The following is a 6,779-nucleotide window of genomic DNA, read 5'->3' on the forward strand; positions in this document are numbered from 1 at the left end:
GAGAAAGCACTCTCACGCACTGCGCCGCTTGGCGTCAACCCCGCACGATATCGTCCTGACGATAAACTGTTGGCCTTCCTGGATGCCCTTTGATTATGCCGACACCAGACACACCCCGAGGCCCTCCACATCGCTGTCTCCAGTAAGGAGTCGGCATAATCGTGAAGTCGGCATGCTGCCGGAGATCAGGGACTGGCACTGGACGCCAGATTTCATCGAGCCCGTCGCTGCCCCGCCATTCGCAAAAGGACATCCTCGCGCAGGTCTGTTCACGAACAGTTAAGCCGAGCGGATTTTTACATGTACCACTTGACGAAGGAGAAAGATGCCTACAACCGCAGAGGAACCCACAGTTGCGCCAACCAATACCCTCGCTAAAGCAGATGCGAGCACTCCGCCGAAAGGTCTTACGAGTCAGGAGGCGGCTAGCCGCCTCCAAAAGGACGGACCCAATGCGATGCCGGATACGTCTGTCCATCCGCTTCGGAATGCCTTGGCGAAGTTTTGGGCGCCGGTTCCGTGGCTGCTTGAAGCTGCCATCATCCTTCAGATAGTCCTCCATAAGTACACCGAAGCTGCTGTCATCGCGGGATTGCTGTTTTTCAACGCTGCTTTGGCCTATTTTCAGGAAGGTCGCGCGCAGGCTACTCTCAAGGCTTTGAAGTCCAGTCTCGCGTTGAATGCTTCCGTGCTGCGCGATGGTGCCTGGAAAACCGTGCCCGCAGCGGATCTGGTCTGCGGGGATTTGGTGAAGCTGTCGCTCGGCGGCGTCGTCGCCGCAGATGCCCACCTGCTCGATGGGTCTGTCTCGCTCGATCAATCGATGCTTACGGGAGAGTCGCTGCCCGTCGAAGCCGGTGCCGGTGCAGATACCTATGCAGGGGCTCTTGTGCGGCGTGGTGAGGCGACGGCGCTAGTGACCGCTACGGGTGTTCACACGAAGTTCGGAAAAACAGCCGAGCTTGTTCGCACCGCTCACTCCGTGAGCTCCCAACAGACTGCCGTTCTGCGCATCGTGCGTAACCTTGCCATTTTCAATGCGTTCGTGATTCTCCTGATAGGGATATACGCCTACACCCGGCATCTGCCGTGGAGTGAAATCATTCCTCTGCTGCTCACGTCGGTTTTGGCCTCGATTCCTGTAGCCTTACCCGCGACCTTTACCCTCGCATCCGCGCTGGGTGCTCGTGCTTTAGCGAAGATTGGCGTCCTTCCGACTCGGCTCTCCGCTGTAGATGAAGCGGCAACCATCGATGTTCTCTGCTCAGACAAGACCGGAACTTTGACCCTTAACGCGCTTTCAGTAACGAGTGTCAAGCCGTTTCCAGGGATCCATGAGGCCCACGTCCTAGGAATGGCAGCACTCGCGAGTTCCGAGGGCGGCGACGATTCGGTCGATGCAGCGATTCGCGCGGCCTCCCTGAAAAAGCCGGCAACGGACCTTCCGAAGCTGATCAAGTTCATTCCATTCGATCCTGCGAAGAAGACCTCTGAAGCCACAGTGACCGATGCAAAAGGTACCACAGAACGGATCGTCAAAGGAGCCTTTATCGCCGTAGCGAGTCTCGCGGCACCCGCCTCGAAGGCATCCGATATCGCGGATGAACTCGAGCAGCAGGGCTTCCGAGTCCTAGCGGTAGCTGCGGGACCCCCAGCGTCAATGAGTCTTATCGGCTTCATCGCACTAAGCGACCCGCCGCGAACCGACTCTGCTTCCCTCATCTCAGAACTCCATACTCTCGGAGTGCGCACCGTCATGGTGACCGGTGACGCACCCGCCACAGCGGGAATTGTGGCTCACGCGGTTGGGCTCGAGGGCGCCGTCTGCCCACCCGGACCCATTCCCGACGGTGTCAAACCGCAGGACTTCGCAGTCTTTGCCAGCATTCTGCCTGAAGGAAAATACAACCTCGTCAAAGCTTTTCAGAAAAATCGTCATACCGTCGGTATGTGTGGAGACGGCGCAAATGATGCACCTGCCCTGCGCCAGGCACAAATCGGGATCGCGGTGTCGACGGCAACCGACGTGGCAAAATCGGCGGCGGGCGTCGTTCTGACAAAGGCCGGTCTGGGAGGAATCGTCGCCGCTGTCAAGGAAGGCAGGACGACGTTCCAGCGCATCCTCACCTACACGTTGAACTCAGTCCTCAAGAAGATTACACAGGTTCTCTTGCTCGCCTTTGGCCTCATCATCACAGGTCACGCTGTGCTCACTCCCATGCTGATGGTCATCGTGATGATCACCGGCGACTTCCTGGCAATGTCCTTGACGACTGACAACGTCAGTCCGTCGGAGACGCCGAATTCATGGCAAATAGGCAGGATCACTACCGCAGCGGCAGTTTTGGCAGCGTGCTTTCTAACGTTCTGTATAGCGATACTGCTCGTTGGCAAATTCAAGTTGGGGCTTGGGGTCGACGCCCTGAGAACTCTGTCAGTTGTAGCAATCGTCTACGGCAGCGAGGCCACCATTTACGCCATACGTGACCGGCGACATTTCTGGGGCTTGCGACCAACTCTCTGGCTGCTTCTTTCCTCGATTGCTGACCTTCTAATCATCTCTACGTTGGCCGCCTTCGGATTCGCGATGACCCCACTACCTATACCAATTCTGGCTTGCGAATTCGCAGCAGCGATCGCTTTCTGGTTGATCATGGCCGGGATAAAAATTCCTGTTTTCAAGCGTCTCGGAATTTCCTGAGCGTTCTCGTCATCAACAGCGGCTCTCCCTGAATTCGGCGGAGTTCCCGGCACTCTGGTGCATGTCGGACTCATGCGTGGACTGGCAGCATGTCTAACTTCGATTCGGCAACGTAGCTTGTCATGGCTTGGGCGAGTTGCGAGTCCACCTCCTCGGCGATCGCCATCACGTCCACCAGCAAAAGGCTGAAGTCCACCCCACGAAGATTATTTTGTAGCGTCTGGAAGATGCTGACTTGCAGCATGCGCGATTCCTCAACCATCATGGCGGCGCTGTAACCTTGCTTTCGTCGCAACAGTCCATGTTCACCTGTCGTCGATGAGACTAGGCGGACTGGAGGGGAATGGAGCGATGTTGCGTTTCCGTCGTAAGCCTGTGGGCGAATATTCTGGACGATACCAAGATGACGGGAGGTGAGACGAACAGCTCTTTAGTAGCCGTTTATGGATGAGGCCCTCCAGCCAAACTTCTGATAAGTTTGCTTATATTTTGCGCGACGCCGAATGATACAGCGACAGATGAGGGATCGAGCATTCCAAGCCCACAGGTTGCCGTGACCATCGCGTTCTGTGCAAACTTATTCGGGTCGCCGGCGAGTGATGCTGCCTTCAGCCAACGAATAAAGATGCTTGCTGAATCAACGGCGCTCAGCCCGGGTCGGGTGGGCACAATTCCATAGGCAACAGTTCCTCCCTGTTGCACGAAGTCAAGCGCACGCCAATCGGCAAAAAATAAGTCAAGTCCCTCGTGAGCATCGAACGAAATGATATCGGGCTTTACGCAGTACATACGTTCGAACGGACGTGCTGCGCAGCAATGAAGTCCGGCGTAAGCTCCGCGCGTCCGCGCGTCTTCGAGCGTGACGGCCAATGCGTTGAGTCTCATTTCCTCTGGGACAGAGTTCGCACACGGCACCTCCAGGCTCAAGGCTGGTTCATCAACAAACAACAGTACAGGCAGGCCAACAGATTTCAAACGATCAATCTGCCAGCAGATCATCTGCGAGACATGGAATGCTACGGCAGCAAAAAGTGCGGGATCGGACAGGAAGGGCTGGCCCCGATGGAATAGATACGCCGACAGGGTAATTGGGCCTTCGATCTGCCCCTTAACTGCACTAGCAGAGGCGAACATGCCCGATGAGTATCCTTCTTCGAACGCGCCAAAACCTGCGGCGTTTGCCGATGTCAACTCTCCAGTACTTCTGTGAAGGGCATCAAGCACGGGTTCTACGCGGCCGGCTTTTACTTGATATCCGTAGCCTTCGTTCCTCGGCTCTATTAGATCTGCCAAAACTCCGAGGCCCTGGCCAATGGCAGCCTCCCTTTCTGAGATTCGCGGGAGTTGGGGCCAGAAGGGAACTTCCGGTGAAAATTCGGCGACCGACGTGATTGCTGATGCTACAGAGGTATGGGGAAGACTGCCGATACCTGTTACCGCGCCTGCTGGCAGAAATGGCTTTCGATTGATGCGGGATGGAACAGCTATCGATGGCAATCTTTCAATTCTCCGCAAAAGCCTCCCCGCAGGCTCTTAGAGTCAAGAGGCCTGTGCGAAATGCTCAATACTCTCTAAAGTTTCGAGACCGCGCGATTTGTTGGTCAATTCCATAGCGGACCACTTCGGCAACCCCGCGATATCCTCACGGTACCATTATCGCGTGATTGATCCAATGTCCCTCAATTGGGATGCTGGCGACCATCGCTATAATGGAGGCAGTCTGTTACGGAATAGAATGTGGTGGATGTAAAGCTAAGCCGCATTCACAAGCTCGATGAGCCGATTTCGGAAAAGTGTCTCCAGTGGTGGATAGAGGTTGGGCATGACGAGCTCTTCCGCGATCTCAAGAGCATGGCCAAGAAAAACTAGCGCGAAGAAAACCAAACCTTTCTGAGTCCCGAGCATCGTGTTGATATCAAAACATTGCGGCTCAATGTGACGTCAGCTATTGGCAAATTCGCCATCAACAAGGCCATTGAAAAGATATGACAAAAGCCCATCAACATCCTCTGCAAAAGATACTCGAGAGTCGGATCGCCATCATTGATGGGGCAATGGGCACGACCATCCGCACCTATGGCATGAAGGAAGCGGACATTCGCGGGAGCCGTTTCCAGGACTCGACGAAGGACCTCCTGAACAATGGAGACCTTTTCTCGCTGACCCAACCGGATATGATCTGCGACATTCATCGCCGATTTTTGGAAGCCGGCGCGGACATCATCGAGACCAATACCTTCGGTGCGACCAGCATCACCCAAAGTGAATTTTTTGTCGACGATCCGCGCGAGCGGGGTGGGCGTAAGGACCCTGCGTTCTACCAGAAGGTTATCGAGGATCCATTTCTGAACGGCCTGGCCTGGGAGATCAATGAGACGTCGGCGCGTCAATGCCGTGAATTGGCCGATCGGTTTAGCAATGAAACAGGACGGCAACGATTTGTGGCGGGGGCAATCGGTCCACTGACCGTGTCACTCTCGAACTCACCCGATGCCGATGATGCTGGCTTCCGGGTCGTGATCTTCGATCAGGTAAAATCCGCATACATCCAACAGGTACGAGCCCTGATTGCCGGAGGCTCAGACCTGCTTTTGGTTGAGACGATCTTCGACTCACTGAATGCCAAGGCAGCGCTTGTCGCCATACGTGAAGTTTTCGATCAAGACGGCAAAGAGTTGCCGGTGATGATTTCGGCAGCTGTCGGGCGGGGCGGCGAAACGTTGATCTCCGCGCAGACCACTGAGGCGTTTTGGAACGCGGTGCAACACATGAAGCCGCTGTCGGTGGGACTCAACTGCTCTCTCGGACCCGATCTTATGTATCCGTTTCTAGAAGAGCTCTCGCAGAAGGCAGATGTTGCAATCTCCTGTTATCCGAATGCCGGTTTGCCGAATCCACTGTCAGAAACCGGCTTCGATCTGGGACCGGATGACATGGCCCGTTATCTAGGGAACTTTGCGCGAGGAGGGCTCATCAATATCGCCGGCGGTTGCTGCGGCAACACGCCTGAGCACATCGCGGCCATTGCCAAAGCGCTCGATGGGCAGCCTCCGCGAAGATGGGGAATCATTCCTGCTGAAGAGCCGACTGCGGAGTCTTACGAATCTGAGGTCGAGAGCAGAGCATGAGTGTGTCTGCAGTGGCGAAGCCGCTTCGTCTGTCAGGATCGCAACCTTTCACCCAGCAACGTGGCGTTTACATCATGATCGGGGAGCGGACCAATGTGGCCGGTTCACCGAAGTTCGCGAAGCTAATTAAGGAAGGCAAATACGAGGAAGCGGTAAGCGTGGCTCGGCAGCAAGTCGAGAATGGAGCGAATGTCCTCGACATCTGTATGGACGAGGGCATGATCGATGGCGTCGAGGCAATGACGCGCTACTTGCAATTGCTGGGAAGCGAGCCCGAGGTCGCCAAAGTGCCGTTCATGGTGGACTCCTCGAAGTGGGAGGTGATCGAGGCGGGCCTCAAATGTCTGCAAGGCAAGGGGATTGTCAACTCCATTTCGCTGAAAGAAGGCGAAGAGAAGTTCCGCAAGAACGCAGCTACGGTGTTGAAATATGGTGCGGCGATTGTGGTCATGGCCTTCGATGAACAGGGACAGGCTGCGACGTACGAGGAAAAAATCCGCATCAGCGAGCGCGCATATCGGATCCTGGTCGACGAGGTTGGATTTCCGCCGGAAGATATCATCTTCGATCCGAACATCCTTACAGTTGCCACCGGCATGGAGGAGCATAACAACTATGCCGTGGACTATATCAACGCCACGCGGTGGATCAAGGACAACCTGCCGCATGCAAAAGTCAGTGGCGGAGTATCAAATATCTCGTTTAGTTTTCGAGGCAACAACAAAGTACGCGAGGCCATGCATTCTGCGTTTCTCTATCACGCCATTGCAGCGGGCATGGACATGGGCATCGTCAATGCCGGGATGCTCGAGGTGTACGAGGAGATCGAGCCGGAGCTGAAAGGGCTGGTTGAGGATGTGCTGCTCAACCGCCGTCCCGACGCGACCGAGCGACTGGTGGAGCACGGCGAATCGCTGAAGAACGTCGGCGCGGTCGTGAGTGAAAAGAAG

Annotated in this window: 5 protein-coding genes; 3 read left to right on the plus strand and 2 right to left on the minus strand. The window is 55.6% G+C overall.

The window, feature by feature from the left end:
* The first annotated feature begins 325 nt into the window (after positions 1-325).
* A complete protein-coding gene (locus tag VMU57_RS08295) occupies positions 326-2,701 on the plus strand; it encodes an HAD-IC family P-type ATPase (RefSeq protein ID WP_325382335.1) in 2,376 nt (791 codons plus the stop codon).
* Between the two features lie 70 nt (positions 2,702-2,771).
* Here VMU57_RS08295 and VMU57_RS08300 read toward each other — a convergent pair whose 3' ends face one another.
* Both VMU57_RS08300 and VMU57_RS08305 read right to left on the minus strand, forming a co-directional pair.
* Positions 2,772-2,945, minus strand: a complete 174-nt coding sequence (locus VMU57_RS08300; RefSeq protein ID WP_325382337.1) for a hypothetical protein — start codon at positions 2,943-2,945, stop codon at positions 2,772-2,774.
* Positions 2,946-3,142: 197 nt separating this feature from the next.
* Complete coding sequence (locus VMU57_RS08305) at positions 3,143-4,198, minus strand: hypothetical protein (protein WP_325382339.1); 1,056 nt, start codon at positions 4,196-4,198, stop codon at positions 3,143-3,145.
* A gap of 488 nt (positions 4,199-4,686) precedes the next feature.
* Between VMU57_RS08305 and VMU57_RS08310 the strand changes: the two genes are divergently transcribed.
* Together VMU57_RS08310 and VMU57_RS08315 are read left to right on the plus strand one after the other, a co-directional pair.
* Complete coding sequence (locus VMU57_RS08310; protein ID WP_325382341.1) at positions 4,687-5,829, plus strand: homocysteine S-methyltransferase family protein; 1,143 nt, start codon at positions 4,687-4,689, stop codon at positions 5,827-5,829.
* Positions 5,826-6,779: dihydropteroate synthase (locus tag VMU57_RS08315; RefSeq protein ID WP_325382343.1), on the plus strand; the 954-nt coding region annotated here is incomplete at its 3' end. The genes VMU57_RS08310 and VMU57_RS08315, both read left to right, overlap by 4 nt.

The sequence above is a fragment of the Edaphobacter sp. genome (assembly GCF_035532915.1).
In the GTDB taxonomy this organism is placed as follows: Bacteria; Acidobacteriota; Terriglobia; order Terriglobales; family Acidobacteriaceae; genus Edaphobacter.

Bases quoted from the DNA above. Each gene is read 5' to 3' on its own strand.
- VMU57_RS08295 (WP_325382335.1), top strand. From the start codon at position 326: ATGCCTACAACCGCAGAGGAACCCACAGTTGCGCCAACCAATACCCTC.
- VMU57_RS08300 (WP_325382337.1), bottom strand. From the start codon at position 2,945: ATGCTGCAAGTCAGCATCTTCCAGACGCTACAAAATAATCTTCGTGGG.
- VMU57_RS08310 (WP_325382341.1), top strand. From the start codon at position 4,687: ATGACAAAAGCCCATCAACATCCTCTGCAAAAGATACTCGAGAGTCGG.